The organism is Alteromonas sp. G5_S2_22_S1, assembly GCF_054968525.1.
Genome location: NZ_JBQKUJ010000003.1, coordinates 159,972 through 178,646 on the forward strand (window position 1 = coordinate 159,972; position 18,675 = coordinate 178,646).

Sequence of the window (18,675 nt, forward strand, 5' to 3'; positions counted from 1 at the left end):
ATCACCCACAACCTTACCTCTAGATAGGCAAGCTGAAATTTACTTTTGGCTCTCAGAGATAAAGTAACTTAACTCTTTAATGCAGTAGCGAAGCACTGGGTTTAATCGCGTGTTTTTGCCATTCATTACAAACAATTCGTGGCTGAAATTAAACAAACTTCCTTTAGCAATAGGCACTAGTCCTAACGCAGCGCCCTGCTCTTTTGCCATATAATCAGGTAACAACCCGATATATTCCCCTGTCATGATTGCGGACATGGCCGCATCGAAAGAGTCAGAAAATGTTTGTATCGATAATCGAGTTTCGTCTTCAATATAGTTAGCCGAAGAGAGCCCGGCAATACCAATCGCTGGGTAATCGCCTATTTTTACCCCTTCTGGCAAGTCTGTATCACGATATTTCGCCAGTGGATGGGTCGGTGCACAGTAAAGGCGCCCTTCAGTTTCAATACCTATTGGGTGGAAGGTCACTGATTCGGGTTTAACCATGTCATACGTTGAAACCACAAGGTGACATTCACCAGACAACGCCACATGTTCAACTTCATTATAGAGACGGGTTTGGATATTGACGTGAATATCATCAAACTTCTTCATGGTGCTTTTCACTGCTTTACTTACAGCAAGGTGCATTGATAGCGGAAGACCTGCCATTAACACAAGCGTTATATGGCCAGAATAATCATCGTGAAGCGACTTGAGATTGAATACAAAGTTATCGAAGGCATTGAAGATGCGTTTTGTTTCCTGAAAAACGACTTCACCTTCTTTTGTCATCTGAAAGCCACCACGACCGCGATGACATAGCACCAAATCTAGACGCTCTTCCAGTTTCTTGATCGCTGCACTGATATTAGGGCGTTGCATGCGCAACACGGGTTCTGCCGCAGTAAATCCGTTGCAGCTCGCTACAGCGTAAAATACACGAAGTAGCTTTATATCTGACTCCTGAAGACGATTAAGCATATTAGCACCTGTTTATAGGTATAGTTATCGATACTCAATTTAGAACTATATGAAACTAATTGTGTTATTACAACGACATTTTGCGGCTTTTCGTCTCAATTTTATTAAAAAAGCTGATTATTATGCTACCGAAAATATTTTGTTTGTTAGGCATTTACCTTAGGGAAAAACTGAATTTAATACAGGGTAAAAGGTAGTGCTGATGTGGGTTATCCGTTTATATACGGATAGCCCACATACAGGGCGACACTATTATTTTAAGCGTTTAGGAGAGCGCGACAACTTGCTTGCGTAGTGCTTCAATATCGTCGCGTAGCGATGCAGCCTTTTCAAACTCTAACTCGCGGGCATATTCGAACATTTGCTTTTCAAGTTCGGTAATTTGATCCATCAACTCAGTCGCACTCGCTGCTTTTTGTTTACTCTTCTTCTCTTCAACTTTTCTAAGCCTTACCTTACCTGATGCAGGATGCGCACTTTCCCCTAAATCCATGATATCGGTAATAGGTTTATTAAGTCGCATGGGGGTAATGTTATTTGCTTCGTTGTGAGCCATTTGCTTTTCACGACGACGTTCGGTTTCGTCCATCGCTTTTTTCATCGACTTGGTAATCGTGTCTGCATACAGTATGGCACGACCGTTTATGTGTCGTGCGGCACGACCTATGGTTTGAATAAGAGAGCGCTCTGCACGCAAAAAGCCTTCTTTGTCTGCATCTAAAATAGCAACCAATGATACCTCGGGCATGTCCAAACCTTCACGCAACAGGTTAATCCCCACCAACACATCGAATTTACCTAAGCGTAAATCGCGAATGATCTCGATACGTTCAACGGTATCTATATCCGAGTGCAGATAACGCACTTTAACGCCGTGTTCATTTAAATATTCACTTAAATCTTCGGCCATGCGCTTAGTGAGCGTAGTGATGAGTACCCGTTCATCTAGCTCAACACGTTTTTTAATTTCAGACAGTACATCGTCAACTTGCGTAGCAACGGGGCGAACTTCAATAATGGGGTCGAGTAAACCTGTTGGGCGCACGACCTGCTCGACAATCTCGCCCTCTGTTTTCCTTAGTTCGTAATCACCCGGTGTCGCCGACACATAAATCGTTTGAGGGCAAATTTGCTCAAACTCTTCAAACTTTAACGGCCTATTATCTAGGGCAGACGGCAGTCGAAACCCAAACTCCACTAGCGTTTCTTTTCTCGACCGGTCACCTCGATACATAGCACCGACTTGAGAAACCGTAACGTGAGACTCGTCGATAAACATCAAACCATCAGCCGGAAAATAGTCCAATAATGTAGGTGGCGGCTCGCCCGGAGCGCGGCCAGAAAGATAACGAGAATAGTTTTCTATGCCCGAGCAATAGCCTAGTTCCATCATCATCTCGATATCGAACTGAGTTCGCTGAGAAATGCGCTGCTCTTCAATAAGTTTATTTGCCTCTTGAAGCTGCTTTTTGCGCCCTCCGAGTTCATCCTTAATATGCTCAATGGCATTTAATATTTTTTCTCGTGGTGTTACGTAGTGAGTTTTCGGAAAAACGGTGGCGCGGATCACTGACTTATCTACCGCCCCAGTTAAAGGGTCGAATAAACTAATCTTATCAATTTCGTCGTCAAACAATTCCACCCTTACCGCTTGCTTCTCTGAGTCAGCGGGGAAGATATCTATCACATCGCCTCGAACTCGAAACGTGCCTCGCTCAAAGGCTAAATCGTTGCGTTTGTACTGTAACTCTGCAAGGCGACGTAAGATATCACGCTGGTCCATGGTGTCGCCCTGACGTAGGTGCAACAACATTTTCATGTAAGATTCAGGGTCGCCCAAACCATAAATGGCAGACACACTTGCCACAATAACAACGTCTCTGCGCTCCATCAGCGCTTTGGTGGCCGATAGTCGCATTTGTTCAATGTGGTCATTAATAGACGCGTCTTTCTCTATAAAGGTATCTGTACTTGGTACATAAGCTTCGGGCTGGTAATAGTCATAGTAAGAAACAAAGTACTCTACCGCATTATTAGGAAAGAATTCCTTCATTTCTCCATATAGCTGTGCTGCCAGGGTTTTGTTGTGCGCAAGAATAAGCGTGGGGCGCTGAACTTCTTTAATAACATTCGCCATGGTGAAGGTTTTACCCGACCCCGTCACCCCCAAGAGTGTTTGACCCGCCAACCCGCTTTCTAAACCGTCCACTAAAGCTTCTATCGCCTTAGGCTGGTCGCCCGCTGGCTTGTATTTCGAATGAAGCTCAAACCCTCTACTCATTTATATAACCTTTTATATAGCTTATTGACTAACCTAGCATTCAATTGATTGTGCAAGTCTACTGAACTGACTTTACACTACGCTTTGCATTTCACTGTCACACTGCGTTATTGCTCACTGACAGGTGACGTATCGTTCTCAAAGTCAGCGATAGCGCGTTTAAAGACAAACAAAGAAACACATGCCATTGCAACATTGGCAATGACAGTACCTGCGAATAATCCCTTAAGTTCAAAGAAAAAGCTTCCGGCAACACTGATGGGTACGAAGAAAACAAATAAGCGGATGACACTTAATGTGAGCGCTGTCATAGGACGGTGCATCGCATTTAACGATGAATTAGTGAGGATAATAATACCCTGCATGCCATATCCAAGCGGCACTATCATTAAAAACAGTTGTATCAGCACACTCACTTCAACTTCGTTTGCAAACGCTACCGCAATCCAGCTAGAGAGCCCCCACATAACGAGAAAAATAAGAAATTGCCAAATCAGCACGAACTTTAACGTCAGTGAATAGGCTTCCTTAACCCGACTGACTTGCCCAGCGCCCACGTTTTGACTAATAAAGGGCGGAAGCGTCATAGACAGTGCTAACACGACAATACTGGCAATGGACTCCATTCGGTTACCCACTCCCCACGCGGCGACGGCTTCGGCGCCGTAGCTTGCGACTACCGCAGTCATGATTCCGCCGGCAACCGGAGTTAGCATATTTGCCCCAGCGGCAGGTAAACCTATTTTAAGGATCTCGCGGCTACTTTCGCGCAATTCACTAAGCGAGAGTAGTCGAGGCAGCATTAACTTCCGGCGCACTGCCAATATGTATAGAATCCATAAAGCACCCACTATCCATGCAATAAAGGTTGCTAATGCGGCCCCTTTTATTCCCATCGCAGGAACAGGGCCTAGCCCAAAAATAAAAATAGGGTCAAGCAATGCATTCAACCCACCTCCTGCCGCCATCACTATACTAGGCGTGCGCGTATCACCACACGCGCGCAGCACACTGTTTCCTACCATGGGCATTGCCAAAAAAATGCTCGATAAATACCAAAGCCCCATATAATCAGAGATATAAGGCATCAAGTTCTCTGTTGCATTGAGCATTTTGAACACAGGCTCTATGGTAAAAAAACCAATTAGCGCCAATGCGCCTACCAATAAAACAGACAGCATTATCGAGCCTGTGGCATAGTGCTGTGACTTGGTGAGCGCTTTGCTGCCTTGTAGTTTACCTATAATGGCAGACGTACCAATACCTAGCCCTATGTTCAGGCTTATAACGGTAAACGTAACAGGAAAGGTAAAACTAATTGCGGCTAGTGGGTCGGTACCCAACAAACTTACAAAGAAAGTATCGATAAGCCCAAAGCTCATCATCATAACCATCCCCAATATCATTGGAATGGTTATACGCTTTAACGTAGCACCAATTTCTCCTTCCAATAAGTCGGAAGTACGTTGTTTAGCGTTACTTTTTATCACTTGAGCTCCGGCAAACTAAAAATCCCCTTATTTATAGCGCGCTAGTGTAAAAGAGTAAGGTGTATTTAGCTATGCGTATTCGATAAACAAAACATTGCGTGAGAGGGCTGAGAATAGGCCTCTTCTTTTAAAAAAAGTACATGAACCCTTGTTATTTTTCGAAACCCAGTGAAAACTGTACTTTATCAACGTTTATAGTTTTATATGCCCTTACTCACATCACCGCTTTTTGATGACAGTTTGGTTTCCGTTACGTTTCAGTTTATATACAAACAGTGAAGCCACTAAATAATTACCCACTTGCATATTATGCGCTATTTAAATAGTGTCAGTAATCGTAAACAAAACCAGCATCAGCGTTAAAAAATTGTAAAACATTGAGAAATATAGTGGATTACCTTGAATAGCATTTAGGCATTCGTTGAATTAACACACAAGCTACTTTTTGTTCAAGAGATCTTATTCGATCACCAAATACGATCCAAGAAAACAACTTAACGCTATGTTATAAAAGATAAAAGTTATTAAACTTACGACTTAAGACTAAGATCACTCTACCCCCGATCTCGCCATGCAACTCGTTAAATCTAAGCTATCAACATAGTTATCCACAGATTTAGTGGATAACTAACGCCAGACCATATTCGGCGGGATTTCGTGCTCGTTTAAATTCTCAGCACGTAAGTGATGACTAACCTTTTAGTCCTCAGGTACAGGTTACAGATTTATTAAACACTGTACATAATAACAGTGTGAAAGATATTTTTTATTCTATTTAGTTATAGAAAATAGGTTTAAAGAGATATCGTTACCAATAAGAAGATTATAGACAACGTATTACGTAAACATCCTCATCACACCGGTGTTTGAGTAATAATGCACACTAATTAACCATTACTTTCGTCTCATTGATGACAAATTAAACACAAAAGGCCCAAAAAGCTATTTTTTGCGCAGTCAGTACAAATATTTCATTTATATTGTTGACAGTTCCTAAGTACGTCTTTAATATTCGCCTCCGTTGAAGCACAGGTCCCCCTTAGCTCAGTTGGTTAGAGCGACGGACTGTTAATCCGCAGGTCCCCCGTTCGAGTCGGGGAGGGGGAGCCAACTTCAGCAAACAACTTAGGTGTCGATTCCCCCTTAGCTCAGTTGGTTAGAGCGACGGACTGTTAATCCGCAGGTCCCCCGTTCGAGTCGGGGAGGGGGAGCCACTTAGTTGGCTCTTAAATCGCCTCACCCTCATCATTCTATTTTAATTCCTAAAACAGCGCGTTTAGACATTAAATAACCCTAATTCAATCAAGTTGTTAAACCCGTTCTAAAAAGGGATAATAGACGCAATCTGTTTTTCTTTTTAAATCACGGGCGATGTCCGTCAAAATTCCTCGAAGGAATAGCGATATTCATGACTGAATTTTTACTGCTATTGATTGGTACAGTACTGGTTAACAACTTTGTGTTGGTTAAGTTTCTTGGCCTTTGCCCATTTATGGGTGTTTCAGGCAAATTAGAGACCGCTATGGGTATGTCTATGGCAACCACTTTTGTGCTTACCCTCGCCTCTGCGTCAAGCTATCTAGTTGAAACCTATTTGCTGGCCCCCTTAGGTATTGGCTACTTAAGAACCCTTGCTTTTATCCTGGTTATCGCGGTGGTTGTACAATTTACAGAAATGGTGGTGCATAAAACCAGCCCTACCTTATATAGACTGCTAGGCATTTTTCTTCCCCTTATTACTACAAACTGTGCCGTGCTCGGTGTCGCATTACTAAACCTCACTGAGCAACACAACTTTATGCAAAGTCTTATATACGGTTTCGGTGCAGCAGTTGGCTTTTCCCTTGTATTGGTTTTATTTGCAGCAATGCGCGAACGTTTAGCGGCGGCCGACGTACCAGTGGCTTTTAAAGGAGCATCCATTGCGATGATTACCGCCGGTCTCATGTCTCTTGCATTCATGGGCTTTAGCGGGTTGGTGAAAGTGTAATGACGATATCTACTGCTATTATTTTTGCCGTTATCGCTATCGGGGCACTTGCCCTGATTTTCGGCATTGTTTTAGGCTACGCCAGCATTCGCTTTAAAGTAGAAGGTGATCCGCTTGTAGAGCAAATAGACGCGGTGCTTCCACAAACCCAATGTGGCCAGTGCGGTTACCCAGGGTGTAAACCTTATGCAGAAGCTATTGCTGAGGGTGATGATATAAATAAGTGCCCTCCAGGCGGTGAAAGCACTATTAAAAAGCTTGCTGATTTAATGGGCGTAGAGCCTAAACCGCTTGATGCCGCTCACGGCGAGGAAGACGTAAAAAAAGTGGCGTTTATCCGCGAAGATGAATGTATTGGATGCACTAAGTGTATTCAAGCATGCCCGGTAGATGCCATCCTAGGTGCTGCAAAACATATGCACACCGTGATAACTGATGAATGTACCGGGTGTGATTTATGCGTCGACCCCTGCCCTGTTGACTGTATTGACATGGTACCTATTACCCAAACAACTTCTACGTGGAAGTGGGACTTCTCTTCATCTCCAAAGGGTGATATTCCCATAAAAATGGTGTCGTAATTGTGATGTACCCCAGTTTTGATTCAATTATAGAAACCCTCAATGCGGGAAAGACGTTCTCGTTCCTAGGTGGCGTGCACCCAGACGATAAGAAGTCGCTTTCTAATACATCTGTTATTAAAAAACCCTCCATGCCCGAGCTGTTGGTGGTTCCTCTTAGGCAGCACATAGGCTCAGATGGCATATGTTGCGTTCAGGTTGGTGATACCGTATTAAAAGGGCAGGTGTTATCCCAGAGTTCATCGCCATTCTCAGTCCCTGTACACGCGCCTACTTCAGGTGAAATTGTCGCTATTGCGCCTCATGTGGTAGCCCACCCAAGTGGCCTGACAGAAATGTGTATTTCGATACGTCCAGACGGTAAAGATACGTGGTGCGAGCTGTCTCCTATTGCTAATTACAGCGACGTTCATAGTAATGAGCTGATAGAAGCCATTTGCCAGGCGGGCATTTCGGGCATGGGAGGCGCGGGCTTCCCCACTCATATAAAAACATCAACATCTAAGCCTGTTGAGTTCCTTATATTAAATGGCATTGAGTGTGAGCCCTATATCACTTCTGATGATCGCCTGATGCGTGAGCATGCGTGGCAAATACGCCAAGGGCTAGACATTCTTACGCATCTTATTGGCCCTAAAGCCATCATAGTGGCTGTCGAGGACAACAAACCAGAAGCGTTTGAAGCGTTGAGTATTGCCTGCCAAGATAAAAAAGAATACCGCGTAGTAAACGTTGAAACCAAATACCCTGCTGGCGGAGAAAAGCAGCTTATTCAAGTTATTACGGGTCGCGAAGTGCCAAGAAACGGCCTACCTGCAGATATCGGCGTCATGATGTTTAATGTAGGTACTTGCTTTGCAATTGCAGATGCAATCCTGCATGGAAAACCGCTCATAGAACGCATTGTGACCGTTACCGGTGAAGCGGTTGAATCTCCCAGTAACTTTAGAGCGTTAATCGGTACGCCGGTTTCACATTTGTTAGATGAAGCTAAGTACAACCCGAAAAAACAAAAAAAACCAAAAGTCGTCATGGGTGGCCCTATGATGGGCTTTACGCTATCTGACGCCACTATTCCAGTAATAAAAACCACTAACTGTTTATTAGTTCCTGCAAAAAAAGAGTTAGTAGACGACAATGCCGAGCGACCGTGTATACGTTGTAGCGCTTGCGCTGATGCCTGCCCGGCTTCGCTCTTGCCCCAACAAATGTTTTGGCATGCCAAAGCGAAAGAATACGACAAAGCCGAAGAGTATAACCTTTTTGACTGTATTGAATGCGGGGCATGTGCGTACGTTTGCCCAAGTGAAATACCGCTAGTGCATTATTATCGTCAAGCTAAAGCTGAAATACGTTTGCAGCGCGATGAAAAGAATAAAGCAGAGAAAGCAAAGCAGCGCTTTGAAGCGCGTAAAGAGCGGTTAGAACGAGAAAAGCGCGAGCGTGAAGAGAAGCATAGGAAAGCCAAAGAAGCGCGATTGGCGGCGAATAAAGCAAAAGAGCAAAGCGCGGCATCAGTAGATAATACTAATAGCGCCAATGAGGGTGCCTCACAATCAAAAGACAAGGTCGCCGCCGCCTTAGCTCGCGCTAAAGCGAAAAAAGCGGCTATGCAAACCACTGCTAATGGCGAGTCGCACGTACAGCCTCAGCGCGATGATGTTAATGAAACCTCTACATTACTTGAGAATACGCCATCACCAGACGATAAAAAGGCCCAGGTCGCTGCCGCCATAGCGAGAGCAAAAGCAAAGAAGGCCGCTCAAGCAGGTCAATCAAGCCAGTCGTCACAAAATGAACAGCCAGCAACTGAGGTAGGCGCACAATCCGCTGCCGATGAAAAGAAAGCGCGAATTGCTGCTGCCGTAGCGAAAGCGAAGAAGGCAGAACAAAGTGCTGAAGACAGCGAAGAGCCGGCCTCGCAAGTCGATGAAAAGCCAGCATTGAACCCAGCTGACGAAAAGAAAGCCCGCATTGCGGCTGCCGTTGCAAAAGCGAAGGCCAAAAAAGCGGCACAAAATGCAGAAGAAACAACGAAAGAACCTGCGCCACCTGCAAACCAGGCTGACGAGAAAAAAGCACGCATTGCGGCTGCCGTAGCGAAAGCCAAAGCCAAAAAAGCGGCACAAAATGCAGAAGAAGCAACGGAAGAATCTATGCCACCTGTAAATCAGGCTGACGAGAAAAAAGCACGCATTGCGGCTGCCGTAGCGAAAGCCAAAGCCAAAAAAGCGGCACAAAATACTGAGGTCGAGCCTGAAGACGCTTCATTGAAAGGTGCGTCAACCCACGTTGGTTCATCTGATTCACAGGCACCAGACACATCAAGGGCTGAACCAGCGCAAGAACAACAGCACGATGAAAAAGATGAAAAAAAAGCGCGAATTGCTGCCGCTATTGCTAAAGCGAAAGCGAAAAAAGCTGCCGCTGACAAAGAGAAAGAATCACAATGAAGTTAAGTTTATCGAGCTCACCACACCAAAGGGTTAGACGCGATACCGGTCAAGTCATGCGCATGGTGATATACGCCATGCTACCAGGCATGATTGCGCAATCCTTCTTCTTCGGCTGGGGCATGCTGATACAAGCATTTATTGCTGTAGTGAGCGCATTATTAATCGAGGGCGTTATATTATTTTTAAGAAAATGTCCTATTGAGCGCACGCTAACAGATTACAGCGCAGTATTAACTGGGCTACTAATAGCCATCAGTATCCCACCCACCCTGCCTTGGTGGATGACGGTTACTGGCGTATTCTTTGCCATCGCTGTGGCTAAGCAAGTTTATGGCGGACTCGGGTTTAATATTTTTAACCCTGCAATGATTGCTTACGTCGTCTTACTCATTTCTTTCCCAGCCGCTATGAGTTTATGGCTGCCACCGGCGACACATGCGGGCATAACGCCAAGCTTCCTCGATTCGGTATCGCTTATTTTCACCGGTTTTACCACCAGCGGCTACGATGTTACTCAGCTTAAAACCATCGCAGATGGGGTTACGATGGCGACGCCGCTAGACACATTAAAGACAGATTTAACACAAGGCGTTACCTATACAGAGTCATTGAGCAAGCCAATTTTTAACGGCGGATTTTTTGACGCTGCTGGCGCAGGGTGGGGAATCGTTAGCATTGCCTATCTATTAGGTGGACTGTATTTGTGGAAAACCCGCGTAATTAGCTGGCATATTCCAGGCGGCATGCTTATAAGCGTAGCTGTGTGCGCATCATTACTTCATTTAGTTAACGCCGATTACTATGCCTCGCCCTTGTTTCATTTATTCAATGGCGCAGTGATGGTTGGTGCATTTTTTATTGCAACCGACCCTGTATCAGCATCGACTACACCGAAAGGCAGAATCATCTTTGGAGCCGCCATTGGTTTTTGGGTTGTGATTATTCGTACTTTTGGCGGGTATCCCGACGCTGTGGCCTTTGCGGTTATTATTATGAATATGGCCGTACCTCTTATCGATTATTACACCCGCCCGCGGGTATACGGGAAAAATGTAAGCAAAGGTCGAGGTAAGCCGCAATGATGAAAGAAAGCTTAACCAAAAACGGCCTGATGTTAGGCGCATTTGCCGTGGTTACCACGGCGCTGATTGCGCTAACGTTTTATGGCACCAGCGATAAGATAGAACAGCAAAAGCAGCAAAAACTGCTAAGCGTATTAAACGAAGTCGTTCCCAGTGAGTTTCACGATAACGCCTTATATGCAAATTGTACCCAAGTGAATGCCGTTGAATTAGGTGGCAAAAAAAGTCATAAGGTTTATCGCGCTACGTTAAATGGCAGCCCCAGCGCCTTAGTGCTTGAAGCTACAGCGCCCGATGGCTACAGCGGTGATATCGATATTGTTGTGGGGGTGAATGTTAAGGCCACCGCTTTTTCAGCTGCGAAAAACAGCGATGACGTTACCGCAATTGACAACACGAGTAGTGTGAACGCTGATATGACTGTACTTGGCGTAAGGGTTATTGAGCACAAAGAAACCCCAGGGTTGGGCGATAAAATTGAGCTTGCGGTAAGTAACTGGATTACTTCGTTTAACGGTAAATCCTTTTCAAAAGACAATTTAGCCCCGTGGCAAGTTAAAAAAGACGGCGGTGAGTTTGATCAATTCACCGGTGCAACCATTACTCCAAGAGCAGTGGTGGGTGCTGTGCGTGAAGCATTGCTTTATGCACACACGAATAAGTCGGCCTTATTCTCCGCGCCAAATACTTGTGAAAGCAAAGATAACGTTAACACAACCGAACCTACTGATATTAACGAGGCGCACCCTCAACGTGTAGAGGAGCTTTAAACGTGACTGATTTTCGCGATTTATCACTACAGGGGCTTTGGAAAAACAACCCTGCCCTCGTTCAGTTATTAGGCCTATGCCCCCTCTTAGCGGTTACGGCTACGTTTATCAATGGCTTAGGGTTAGGCCTTGCCACTATGCTGGTTTTAATTGGCAGCAACGTAACGGTATCGTTAGTGCGAAACGTGGTACGAAATGAAATTCGTATTCCCGTTTTCGTGATGATCATAGCTGCGTTTGTCACTATTGTTCAGTTGTTAATGAACGCGTTCACCTACGAACTTTACCTGGCATTAGGTATATTCATCCCTTTGATTGTGACTAACTGTGCCATTATAGGTCGGGCAGAAGCGTTCGCCTCGAAAAATGGCCCGCTTGCATCGGCGTATGACGGTCTAATGATGGGGCTAGGCTTTACCGCAGTACTGGTTATTCTCGGCGGCATGCGCGAAATATTGGGCGCTGGCACACTGTTAACTGGCGCAGATCGTTTATTTGGCCCGATTGCTGAAAACTGGACCATTGTGCTATTTAATACAGAAAATCCATTCTTACTTGCCGTATTACCCCCTGGCGCCTTTTTAGGCATGGGCCTGTTAATTGCAATAAAAAATAGTATCGATGCCAAAATAGCGACGCAGCAGACTGCCCCGACAGAAAAAGCAGCGCGTGTTCGGGTTACAGCGGAAAGCTAACTAGCTCGTGTTAATAAAGCAAGAACAGAGTAAGAGACAGCATTAATGACTGACGTAGTGAAGCCCATTTCTAAGCAAGAAAAAGTACGTGAAATCATGCGTATACTGGATGAACTCTATCCAGAAGTTCCAATTTTTCTCGATCATAAAGATCCTTATACCCTTCTTATTGCCGTGCTTTTATCCGCTCAATGTACCGACGAACGCGTAAACCAAATTACACCAAAGCTATTTGCTCGCGCAGATAATCCTTACGATATGGTGATGATGACTATTGAAGAAATTCAAGACATTATTCGCCCTTGTGGTTTATCGCCGATGAAATCTAAAGGCATCTGGCATCTGTCTGATATGATAATCAAGCAGCATAATGGTGAAGTTCCCGCCAGTTTTGAAGCGCTAGAAGCCATGCCTGCGGTGGGCCACAAAACCGCTGCGGTAGTTATGTCTCAAGGCTTTGGCATCCCAGCATTTCCTGTAGATACCCATATCCATCGCCTAATGTATCGTTGGGGGCTGTCAAACGGAAAAAGTGTAGAGCAAACCGAGCGAGACGCGAAACGCTTGTTCCCAAAAGAAAGATGGAACGACCTCCATCTCCAAATAATCCTGTATGGAAGAGAGTACTGCCCTGCTCGCGGTTTCGATCTAAATAAATGTATTATTACGCGCGAATTCGGCAGAAAGCGTTTTATAAACGAAGTGCTAAAAGAACAAGAAAAAAAGCAAAAAATAGCGCTTAAGAAAAAGCGAAAATAATTTAGAAATATAAAAATAAACCACGGAGAACACATGTCTCGATTAAATACTATCGCTAAACGTTTAGCGGTTGGTGCCTTAGTAACTGCATGCAGTTTAGGCGTATTTGCTGAAACCTCGCCAATTACGCCGCAGCAAAAGAAAAATGCTGAAACACTTATACAAAAGGCACTTAATAGTGACTTAGGCTATAGCATTGTAGAGTCGCTAACTACTGAGATTGGCCCTCGTTTAGGTGGCTCTGAAGCGGAAAAACGCGCTAGAGAGTTGGGTGTAGAAGTTGGTAAACGTTTAGGTTTTGATAAAGTCAGTATAGAAGAATTCACTATGCCCTTTTGGGATAGAGGTCATTTACACATTGCGCTTACCGCCCCCTATGCACAACCCCTTTATGGCACAGCATTAGGTGGTGCTGCGCCATCTGAAAGTGAAATTAATGCTGATATTGTTTACTTTAGAGACATTCATGCGTTAACTGCGGTTAAAGACGGCGCACTTAACGGTAAGATCGCGTTTATAGATGGCGATGCCATGGTGAAAAGTCAAACTGGCGCGGGCTACGGACAAGCAAATCAGCGTCGACGCATCGGCTGGCAGCATGCCCAGCGCGGTGGTGCTGAGGCGTTAGTGGTACGTTCGGTAGGTTCAGATTCACACCGTTTTCCTCATTCAGGCATGATGAGTTCAGACGGTGATAGCTGGGCCGATATTCCAGTGGTAGCAATTTCAAACCCAGATGCTGATCACCTGCGCCGCCTACACAACTTAGGTAAACCATTGTCTCTGTCACTACATTCTGAATCAAAGTGGAAAGGCGAAGTAAGCAGCGGCAACGTAATTTTAGATCTAGTGGGCAGTGAAAAGCCTGAAGAGATCGTACTTATAGGCGGCCACTTAGACAGCTGGGACTTAGGTACAGGTGCGGTTGATGACGGTGCAGGCATAGCCATAACTACCGCGGCGGCAGCGTTAATCGCTTCTTTACCTGAGCGCCCAAAGCGCACTATTCGCGTGGTTATGTTTGGCGCAGAGGAAGTCGGTTTATTAGGTGCTTTTGCTTATGCAAAGCAGCATGAGAAAAATCTAAGCAATCACGTTTTGGCGACTGAATCTGATTTTGGCGCGCAAACTATTTGGCAACTTGTGTCTAATGTTAACCCTGAAGCTACGGTGTTGGTCGATGAAATCGCCAAAATCTTATCGCCACTGCGCATAATTCGCGGTGGTTCAGACGTCGCTGGTGGCGGCCCTGATATCATTCCACTGGCAGCTAAAGGCGTACCCACTATTAGACTAAATCAAAACGGTAGAGATTACTTCGATTTGCACCACACGCCAGATGATACCCTCGACAAAATTAACCCGGATGAACTTGCACAGAATATTGCGGCTTATGCAGCTAGTATCTATTTACTTGCAGATTCAGACGTAAAGTTAAAAACCAAATAGTGGTTCGTCGCTATACGTTGTTTTAACAAGAGACGCTATTTTTTGGTCAGCATGCTAATCGGTGTGCTGACCTAAGCGTTTTAACCCACTACTTTTTCTTATTTATGTTTGTTGCTTGAACGCACTAAGCTTTTTCCAATGGGCTTTAAAAACGTATTTTTACCGCCACTGCCAACAGCATTAAGCATAATCTGACAATGCGACTAGGAGCGAAGATTATTGCTCTTATATAAGCGCGTGATAATTGATAATTTTTCCACTCAAATACAAGGCTGACGGACGTTTAAGATGCTTGAACTAACTGGTCAACAAATCGCCTAACTTCTTCACGCGATGACAAGACTACGTGTCGATAAGTATTTGCTTGTTTAAAGGCTACGGTGGTTTTATTTGTGGAGATATTTGAAATTAACGCAGGAGGTATTGCGTCAATGGTGGTAGAAATAGAATTTTGAAATTGCATATTAAGTACTTCTTTATTGATATTGTTTGTTTTGAATTCCTCGCAGGTTGTGTTAAGAAATTTTAAAACGAAAATTAGGCCCTTTAACATCGCTTAGCGATAAAAAGAGCCCATCTTTATTAGATAAGCTTTATGGTCTTATCGAACAACTACGTTAGCAGCTTGTGGACCTTTTTGGCCTTGTTCAACTTCAAAGCTAACTTCTTGGCCTTCAGCAAGAGTTTTGAAACCGTCAGAAGCAATTGAACGGAAGTGTACGAATACATCTTTGCCGCCAGCTTCAGGTGTTAGGAAACCAAAACCTTTTTCTTCGTTGAACCATTTAACTGTGCCGTTTACTGAATTAGACATAATAAAAACCTTTTTTAAAAAAATTGATGTTGTGGTGAAAGTCACCGAATAGCAATAGACATAACCAAGCTAGTAAAGCAGTTGTATATCTAAATAGAACTTCAATTTGAAGGAATAAAGAAAGGTACAGCGCAGTATTAGGTAAAGCATAAAACATATCTAGAGCGGGATTGAAGGTACAGGTAAACCAACGCGATGTCCAACCTTTTCTCGATTATTTTTAGTCACGGCGCTTGTTAACGTATTTTATTCATCGATACACGTACTTTTTAACAGGCTAGGAAAAATTGTAATGCTGTCTTAAAGCGTTAACATTCATCTCTTAATATAAGCACGTGGTGTCTTTAGCTAACTCGGTGATTATACTAAAAAGCTGTTTCTAATACGGTTTCTTGACGTAAGCAACATTCAACACGCGCTAATATTGTATTATGTCCTTAGCTTTTACTTTCGTCACAAATAGGAGTTTGTTATGCGAATGCTTCACACCATGCTTCGAGTTGAAAACTTGGAAGCGTCTTTACACTTTTATACCTCACTTATGGGGATGCGCCTATTGCGCCAGTCTGAGAACAAAGAGTACGAATACACGCTGGCGTTTGTAGGCTACGGTGATGAGTCTGATAGCACAGTGTTAGAGCTTACCTACAACTGGGGCGACAATACTTACGAAAAAGGCGACGCTTATGGCCATATCGCCATTGAAGTTGATGATATCTATCGCTTCTGTGAGAACCTCGAAGCAAACGGCGCCGATGTTTATCGAAAACCAGGGCCGGTAAAAGGCGGTTCCACTGTTATAGCCTTTGTGCGCGACCCCGATGGTTACGCCATAGAGCTTATTCAAAACAAATCAATCTCGCTAGAACAGTCGCACTAATTATTCGTGCCTGTGGCTTGCATTGAAAGCATTTTTTCAGGCACGAATTATGGCTTCGGATTTATGGGCACAATGTAAGTTCATAGGTTACACGGCAGAGATAAATGACAACATGGAGCGATATTGTCATGCTACACAAACGCTTAGGCTTTTTTAAGAGCACGACGGCAATTGCCACGTCACACGTAAATTCAACACAGCAAACACATGGTGATTGGCTTGGGCGCTGTATTTATTGTGTTAGCGCTAAAGCGCGTAACATAATGCCCGCAATTGCACTGGCTGTTTCAAGCTACATAGCAGCTCCAACTTTGCATGCCGACACTCACGAACTGACTAGTGCTCAACGCTTCTCAGTCATCGCTCACCGCGGTGCTTCTGGCTACCTACCTGAGCATACTCTTGAAGCCGCTACCCTCGCCTTTTCTTTGAAACCTGACTTTATTGAGCAAGATGTAGTTATTAGCAAAGATAATGTTCCCGTGGTACTTCACGATATTCATTTAGAAACCGTGACGAACGTTGAAGCTGTCTACCCTAAGCGCCACAGAGCCGATGGCAGGTATTACGCGCGAGACTTTACCTTAGAAGAGTTACGAAACCTACGGGTTCACGAGCGAGCAAACAGCGATGGGAAACAAGTATTTGAAAATCGTTATCGCGGCCAACAGGCTCAGTTTACCCTTGCTACATTAGCAGAGCACTTTGAATTAATCAGCGAACTAAATCGCCAATTTGGTACTTCAGTAGGCGTTTACCCCGAAGTCAAATCGCCTGCTTTTCATAGTAACGAAGGGGTCGATGCTAGCAAAATTGTTATCGATATGCTGAATACCTATGGCTTTGGTGGAGAAAGTGGCAACAGCTATCTTCAGTGTTTCGACTTCAAAGAGGTGAAACGCATTCGCGAAACACTAGGCTATAAAGGCAAAGTGGTTATGCTTATTGGCGAAAATGATTGGGGCGAAAGCGACACCGACTATGACTGGCTTCGTACTAAAGAGGGTATGGGCGAGGTAGCTTCTTATGCTGATGGCATTGGCCCATGGCTAGGCCACTTACTGAACAAGAAAGCAATGGCAGAAGGAAAATTAGAAGCGGCAAAATGGCTTGAATACGCCCATGATAATTCGCTGACCATTCATCCTTACACCTATCGCGAAGACGCTTTGCCTGCAGGCATGACAGGGACACAGCTGTTAGAAGCGTTAGAGAATGTAGCTAACGTCGACGGCGTGTTCACCGACCATGTTGTACCGGTTACCAGGTGGCGTGCACAAAAGGACTAAGTATTAAAGGTATGGGCGCTTTATATTCAAATGCAGTGTGTATGCGCATATTGAGTTAAAGCGTCTGGCGGTTAGGCACTGTAACTTAAAAAGCTACGACTTAGAAAGCCTAACCACTACGCGACGGTTTTGGGCACGGCTTTCACGTGTATCGTTAGGCGCGATGTGACGTTTTTCGCCATGTCCGGTCAACTGAATTCTGTCTTCTGGCACACCTAGCGTGGTCAAGTAGCTCTTCACTTCGTTAGCCCGACGTATAGAAAGCTGCTCATTGTTCCATCGGCCACCATAGCTATCGGTATAGCCGTCTAATAGTACAAGTTCTAGCTCACTGTCTTCTTTCAAATACTCACCTATCATGGTTAAGCGTTTTTGCGAGTATTTGGTCAGTTCTGTACTGTTGTTTTGATATGACAGTACGGTATAAGCAATGTCGTCGAAATTGAATGGCAGTAAGTTAGACACACACTTTACAAATTCTTGGTATACCCCAGAAAAGTTACTCGCATTTAATGCAACACTCACCTGATCGTACTTGTTGTACCAATCTTGGTAATAAATAGTGGGCCAGAAACCTTTTTCAAGTTCAGACAGCATTGTCCAAGCGGCGTCCTGCGGTAAGTCACCGTTGTACTGCTTGCGGATAGACATATCGGCTATAGGTTTTGGCGCTACGCCCGGCATCCACTTTGGTGGAACGGAATAAACAGCAGCCATATCGAATTTACTCGGTAGTAAATGCATGTCTAGCTCAAATTCCATATTCAATTGCTTTGACGCCGTGCTGGTAAACATAGCCTCGCCATAACCTGGTAATTCGTGGTTCAGTGTACACTGAAGACGTGTGTCGGAATCGATGCGCCAGTTGGAGCTTTCAATGGTCGCAGAATATTGTCGCATAGCAGCGTGGGAAGATAGCGACCCCACAATCCCCATCAAAGCGATATATTTTAATTTAGACACCATACTTCGACACCATAACGAAAATCAGACTAACACGGGTATGGGTTACGTTAACCGTCAACCACGTTTTCAACAACTTGCGAGAGCGCACACAAGCAAGTGAGCATTCGTCGGCATATCTATTTCAAGACAGGTACTAAAAGAACAAGAAATAGCGACGCACGTTAAGACGCTCTACATAACTATCGTCCAAAGTGTAGAAAAGTTTAG

Annotated in this window: 16 protein-coding genes and 2 tRNA genes; 12 read left to right on the plus strand and 6 right to left on the minus strand. The window is 44.5% G+C overall.

Features of this window, described 5'->3' with window-relative positions; translation table 11 throughout:
* Positions 1 to 39: 39 nt before the first annotated feature.
* The 3 genes from ACTRWF_RS05035 to ACTRWF_RS05045 all read right to left on the minus strand — a co-directional run bounded on the left by ACTRWF_RS05035 (position 40) and on the right by ACTRWF_RS05045 (position 4,737).
* Positions 40 to 966 carry a LysR family transcriptional regulator gene (locus tag ACTRWF_RS05035; RefSeq protein ID WP_015066624.1) on the minus strand — a complete coding sequence of 309 codons (927 nt, stop codon included), beginning with the start codon at positions 964 to 966 and terminating at the stop codon, positions 40 to 42.
* A 265-nt stretch (positions 967 to 1,231) separates the two neighbouring features.
* The gene (uvrB, locus tag ACTRWF_RS05040; RefSeq protein ID WP_012517818.1) at positions 1,232 to 3,247 is read right to left on the minus strand and encodes an excinuclease ABC subunit UvrB; all 2,016 of its coding nucleotides are present in this window, start codon (positions 3,245 to 3,247) and stop codon (positions 1,232 to 1,234) included.
* A gap of 107 nt (positions 3,248 to 3,354) precedes the next feature.
* Positions 3,355 to 4,737, minus strand: a complete 1,383-nt coding sequence (locus tag ACTRWF_RS05045) for an MATE family efflux transporter (RefSeq protein WP_462835199.1) — start codon at positions 4,735 to 4,737, stop codon at positions 3,355 to 3,357.
* Positions 4,738 to 5,770: 1,033 nt separating this feature from the next.
* Here ACTRWF_RS05045 and ACTRWF_RS05050 point away from each other — a divergent pair.
* The 10 genes from ACTRWF_RS05050 to ACTRWF_RS05095 all read left to right on the plus strand — a co-directional run bounded on the left by ACTRWF_RS05050 (position 5,771) and on the right by ACTRWF_RS05095 (position 14,519).
* Positions 5,771 to 5,847, plus strand: a tRNA-Asn gene (locus ACTRWF_RS05050).
* Between the two features lie 27 nt (positions 5,848 to 5,874).
* A tRNA-Asn gene (locus ACTRWF_RS05055) sits at positions 5,875 to 5,951 on the plus strand.
* 194 nt (positions 5,952 to 6,145) lie between these two features.
* Positions 6,146 to 6,727, plus strand: coding sequence for an electron transport complex subunit RsxA (rsxA, locus tag ACTRWF_RS05060; protein ID WP_012517816.1), 582 nt, complete (start codon positions 6,146 to 6,148; stop codon positions 6,725 to 6,727).
* The gene (gene rsxB / locus ACTRWF_RS05065) at positions 6,727 to 7,308 is read left to right on the plus strand and encodes an electron transport complex subunit RsxB (protein WP_462835200.1); all 582 of its coding nucleotides are present in this window, start codon (positions 6,727 to 6,729) and stop codon (positions 7,306 to 7,308) included. The genes rsxA and rsxB overlap by 1 nt, the downstream gene beginning before the upstream one ends.
* A 5-nt stretch (positions 7,309 to 7,313) precedes the next feature.
* The gene (rsxC, locus tag ACTRWF_RS05070; protein ID WP_462835239.1) at positions 7,314 to 9,761 is read left to right on the plus strand and encodes an electron transport complex subunit RsxC; all 2,448 of its coding nucleotides are present in this window, start codon (positions 7,314 to 7,316) and stop codon (positions 9,759 to 9,761) included.
* Complete coding sequence (gene rsxD, locus ACTRWF_RS05075) at positions 9,758 to 10,846, plus strand: electron transport complex subunit RsxD (RefSeq protein ID WP_462835201.1); 1,089 nt, start codon at positions 9,758 to 9,760, stop codon at positions 10,844 to 10,846. Before rsxC ends, rsxD begins: the two co-directional genes overlap by 4 nt.
* Complete coding sequence (locus ACTRWF_RS05080; protein ID WP_012517812.1) at positions 10,843 to 11,616, plus strand: electron transport complex subunit G; 774 nt, start codon at positions 10,843 to 10,845, stop codon at positions 11,614 to 11,616. The genes rsxD and ACTRWF_RS05080 overlap by 4 nt, the downstream gene beginning before the upstream one ends.
* 2 nt (positions 11,617 to 11,618) lie before the next feature.
* The gene (locus ACTRWF_RS05085) at positions 11,619 to 12,311 is read left to right on the plus strand and encodes an electron transport complex subunit RsxE (RefSeq protein WP_462835202.1); all 693 of its coding nucleotides are present in this window, start codon (positions 11,619 to 11,621) and stop codon (positions 12,309 to 12,311) included.
* A gap of 45 nt (positions 12,312 to 12,356) precedes the next feature.
* Positions 12,357 to 13,070, plus strand: a complete 714-nt coding sequence (locus tag ACTRWF_RS05090; protein WP_012517810.1) for an endonuclease III domain-containing protein — start codon at positions 12,357 to 12,359, stop codon at positions 13,068 to 13,070.
* 33 nt (positions 13,071 to 13,103) lie between these two features.
* Positions 13,104 to 14,519 carry a M20/M25/M40 family metallo-hydrolase gene (locus ACTRWF_RS05095; RefSeq protein WP_462835203.1) on the plus strand — a complete coding sequence of 472 codons (1,416 nt, stop codon included), beginning with the start codon at positions 13,104 to 13,106 and terminating at the stop codon, positions 14,517 to 14,519.
* Between the two features lie 283 nt (positions 14,520 to 14,802).
* On the opposite strand, the gene ACTRWF_RS05100 is transcribed toward ACTRWF_RS05095, so the two are convergent.
* Together ACTRWF_RS05100 and cspE are read right to left on the minus strand one after the other, a co-directional pair.
* Entirely contained in the window at positions 14,803 to 14,982 is a 180-nt protein-coding gene (locus ACTRWF_RS05100) for a hypothetical protein (RefSeq protein WP_041703099.1), read from the minus strand.
* A 138-nt stretch (positions 14,983 to 15,120) separates the two neighbouring features.
* Positions 15,121 to 15,333, minus strand: a complete 213-nt coding sequence (cspE, locus tag ACTRWF_RS05105; protein WP_012517807.1) for a transcription antiterminator/RNA stability regulator CspE — start codon at positions 15,331 to 15,333, stop codon at positions 15,121 to 15,123.
* Positions 15,334 to 15,805: 472 nt separating this feature from the next.
* On the opposite strand from cspE, the gene gloA reads away from it, so the two are divergent.
* Positions 15,806 to 16,213, plus strand: coding sequence for a lactoylglutathione lyase (gene gloA, locus ACTRWF_RS05110; protein WP_012517806.1), 408 nt, complete (start codon positions 15,806 to 15,808; stop codon positions 16,211 to 16,213).
* 128 nt (positions 16,214 to 16,341) lie between these two features.
* The gene (gene glpQ, locus ACTRWF_RS05115; protein ID WP_015066619.1) at positions 16,342 to 17,502 is read left to right on the plus strand and encodes a glycerophosphodiester phosphodiesterase; all 1,161 of its coding nucleotides are present in this window, start codon (positions 16,342 to 16,344) and stop codon (positions 17,500 to 17,502) included.
* A 93-nt stretch (positions 17,503 to 17,595) separates the two neighbouring features.
* Here glpQ and ACTRWF_RS05120 read toward each other — a convergent pair whose 3' ends face one another.
* Positions 17,596 to 18,468, minus strand: coding sequence for a flagellar protein MotY (locus tag ACTRWF_RS05120; RefSeq protein WP_012517804.1), 873 nt, complete (start codon positions 18,466 to 18,468; stop codon positions 17,596 to 17,598).
* Positions 18,469 to 18,675 lie beyond the last annotated feature (207 nt).

What these genes read in the sequence shown, in the direction of transcription:
- ACTRWF_RS05035 (WP_015066624.1), bottom strand. Translation starts at nt 966, where the DNA reads ATGCTTAATCGTCTTCAGGAGTCAGATATAAAGCTACTTCGTGTATTT.
- uvrB (WP_012517818.1), bottom strand. Translation starts at nt 3,247, where the DNA reads ATGAGTAGAGGGTTTGAGCTTCATTCGAAATACAAGCCAGCGGGCGAC.
- rsxA (WP_012517816.1), top strand. Translation starts at nt 6,146, where the DNA reads ATGACTGAATTTTTACTGCTATTGATTGGTACAGTACTGGTTAACAAC.
- rsxB (WP_462835200.1), top strand. Translation starts at nt 6,727, where the DNA reads ATGACGATATCTACTGCTATTATTTTTGCCGTTATCGCTATCGGGGCA.
- rsxC (WP_462835239.1), top strand. Translation starts at nt 7,314, where the DNA reads ATGTACCCCAGTTTTGATTCAATTATAGAAACCCTCAATGCGGGAAAG.
- rsxD (WP_462835201.1), top strand. Translation starts at nt 9,758, where the DNA reads ATGAAGTTAAGTTTATCGAGCTCACCACACCAAAGGGTTAGACGCGAT.
- ACTRWF_RS05080 (WP_012517812.1), top strand. Translation starts at nt 10,843, where the DNA reads ATGATGAAAGAAAGCTTAACCAAAAACGGCCTGATGTTAGGCGCATTT.
- ACTRWF_RS05090 (WP_012517810.1), top strand. Translation starts at nt 12,357, where the DNA reads ATGACTGACGTAGTGAAGCCCATTTCTAAGCAAGAAAAAGTACGTGAA.
- ACTRWF_RS05095 (WP_462835203.1), top strand. Translation starts at nt 13,104, where the DNA reads ATGTCTCGATTAAATACTATCGCTAAACGTTTAGCGGTTGGTGCCTTA.
- ACTRWF_RS05100 (WP_041703099.1), bottom strand. Translation starts at nt 14,982, where the DNA reads ATGCAATTTCAAAATTCTATTTCTACCACCATTGACGCAATACCTCCT.
- cspE (WP_012517807.1), bottom strand. Translation starts at nt 15,333, where the DNA reads ATGTCTAATTCAGTAAACGGCACAGTTAAATGGTTCAACGAAGAAAAA.
- gloA (WP_012517806.1), top strand. Translation starts at nt 15,806, where the DNA reads ATGCGAATGCTTCACACCATGCTTCGAGTTGAAAACTTGGAAGCGTCT.
- glpQ (WP_015066619.1), top strand. Translation starts at nt 16,342, where the DNA reads ATGCTACACAAACGCTTAGGCTTTTTTAAGAGCACGACGGCAATTGCC.
- ACTRWF_RS05120 (WP_012517804.1), bottom strand. Translation starts at nt 18,468, where the DNA reads ATGGTGTCTAAATTAAAATATATCGCTTTGATGGGGATTGTGGGGTCG.